This window comes from Microvirga sp. P4_G7 (assembly GCF_056401005.1).
This window is the reverse complement of record NZ_JBFUKD010000637.1, coordinates 1-2,134: the sequence shown is the minus strand read 5'-3', so window position 1 is coordinate 2,134 and position 2,134 is coordinate 1. Positions and strand designations below refer to the sequence as shown.

Annotated in this window: 3 protein-coding genes; all 3 read left to right on the top strand. The window is 62.6% G+C overall.

Translation table 11 applies throughout. The features are described 5' to 3' along the window. Nucleotides 1-384: DUF1217 domain-containing protein (locus AC1DT3_RS18940; RefSeq protein WP_477466766.1), on the top strand; the 384-nt coding region annotated here is incomplete at its 5' end. A 1-nt stretch (nucleotide 385) separates the two neighbouring features. After that, complete coding sequence (flgF, locus tag AC1DT3_RS18935) at nucleotides 386-1,111, top strand: flagellar basal-body rod protein FlgF (protein WP_477466765.1); 726 nt, start codon at nucleotides 386-388, stop codon at nucleotides 1,109-1,111. A gap of 21 nt (nucleotides 1,112-1,132) precedes the next feature. Then, nucleotides 1,133-2,134, top strand: a 1,002-nt coding sequence (gene fliI, locus AC1DT3_RS18930; protein WP_477466764.1) for a flagellum-specific ATP synthase FliI, incomplete at its 3' end; no start/stop codon positions are given.

Here is a 2,134-nt window from a genome sequence, read left to right as displayed (position 1 = left end):
CTGGAGAACACCGCCGGCGAAGAAGATCCTGGCGTTCGACTCGCCCTCTATTTCCAGCGCAAGGCGACGGACATCAAAAGTCCGTACGAGATCCTCGCAGACGTCGCACTCCTGCAGGTCGTGCAGACGGCTTTCAATCTACCGGAGGGCGGCAGCAACATCGATGCCAAGGCAGCGATGATCGCGCACAGGCTCGATCTGGAGAGCCTCAAGGATCCAGCTGAGATGAACCGCTTCCTGCAACGCTTCTCGGTGATGTGGGAGGCCAAGAACAACACGGAGACTTCGCCGGTGCTGACGCTTTTCGGCAGCGGGGACACGACCGGCGGCATGAGCGCGGACCTGCTCGTCAGCCTCCAACGTATCAAGTCGGGAGGTTTCTGAAATGCAATCGGCTCTATATGTCGCGCTGTCGGCGCAAGTCGCTCTCGAACGCCGGCTGAACACGATCGCCAACAACGTCGCCAACGTGAACACGGGCGGTTACCGGGCGGAGGAGGTCAAGTTCTCGACCGTGCTGTCACAAGCCGGCAAAGAAGCGGTCGCCTTCTCATCGCAAGGCGATACCTACATCTCACGGCGCCCCGGCTCTGTGACGAAGACCGACAATCCGCTCGACGTGGCTGTCCAAGGCGATGCCTGGATGGCGGTCAACACGCCGATCGGCACCGTCTATACCAAGGACGGACGGATGAAGATGACCGAGACGGGTGAGCTTCAGACCATGGACGGCTATTCCGTGCTCGATGCCGGACGTACGAACGTCCTCCTCGATCCGGACGCGGGCCCTCCGATCATCGGCCGTGACGGGATGATTACGCAGGGCGATACCCAGGTCGGGACGCTCGGCCTGTTTTCGATCGCAGGCGAAAGTGAACTGTCCCGCTTCGGCAACTCGGGCGTGATTTCGAGCTTGCAGCCGCAGGCTGTTCAGGACTTCACGTCGATCGGTATCCAACAGGGCTATGCCGAGGGCGCCAACGTCAATCCGGTTCTTGAAATGTCGAAACTGATTTCGCTTTCGCGCACGTTCGACAGCGCAGCGTCGACAATCTCCGAGACTGAATCGTCCCTGTTGAGCGCGATCCGCGCGCTCGGCCCGAGCGCCTGAAGAGCGTAGAGGGAGCAGCTGATGCATGCGCTCGAGCGCCTCGAGGCGGCTCTCCTCACCGGCTTGCAGACTCTCCCGAAGGTCCGCGTCAGCGGCGTTGTTCGCGAGGTGACGCCGAGCTTCTATCGCGCCAGCGGCCTATCAGTATTCGTCAAGATGGGAGATCGCATCGGTTTCGACGTCGGTGACCGATCGCAGGTCGGCGAGGTCGTTCGCGTCGACGATACGGGTGTCACCATCAAGCCGTTCGATGGGCACATCGATGCCGGTGTCGGCACCCCCGTGTATCGCATGGCGAGCATGAGCCTATGCCCACACCCGAGCTGGAAGGGGCGAGTGGTGAACGCCTTGGGTGAGGCGATCGACGACCTTGGCACGCTCGTTCCCGGCGCTTCGGCGATGCCGATCGACGCGGTTCCACCGCCCGCGATGACCCGGTCGCGCGTTCGTAAACCGCTCAGGACCGGTGTCCGGGCCATCGATCTGTTTACTCCGCTCTGCGAAGGCCAGCGCATCGGTATCTTTGCCGGCTCAGGCGTCGGGAAATCCACGCTGCTCTCGATGGTGGCGCGCTGCGAAGGTTTCGACACGATCGTGGTCGCGCTCGTCGGCGAGCGTGGCCGCGAAGTGCGCGAGTTTCTGGAAGGCGCTATCGCCCCCAACAGGGGGCGCTCGGTGATCGTGGTCTCGACCGGAGACGAGAGCCCGATGATGCGCCGCCAAGCGCCGAAGACAGCGCTCAGCATCGCGGAGTATTTTCGTGATCTTGGTGAATCCGTTCTGTTGATCGTCGATTCCGTGACGCGCTACGCTCATGCTGCGCGCGACGTGGCTCTCGCAGCCGGAGAGCCCGCCGTCGCGCGCGGATATACGCCCAGCGTCTTCAGCGATCTGCCGCGCCTGCTGGAGCGAGCCGGACCCGGCGAAGATGGCAAAGGTTCGATCTCGGGGATCTTCTCGGTTCTCATCGACGGCGACGATCATAACGACCCTGTCGCGGACAGTATTCGCGGAACGCTCGAC

Excerpts from the sequence above, each read along its gene's own strand:
- flgF (WP_477466765.1), top strand. The coding sequence starts at position 386 with ATGCAATCGGCTCTATATGTCGCGCTGTCGGCGCAAGTCGCTCTCGAA.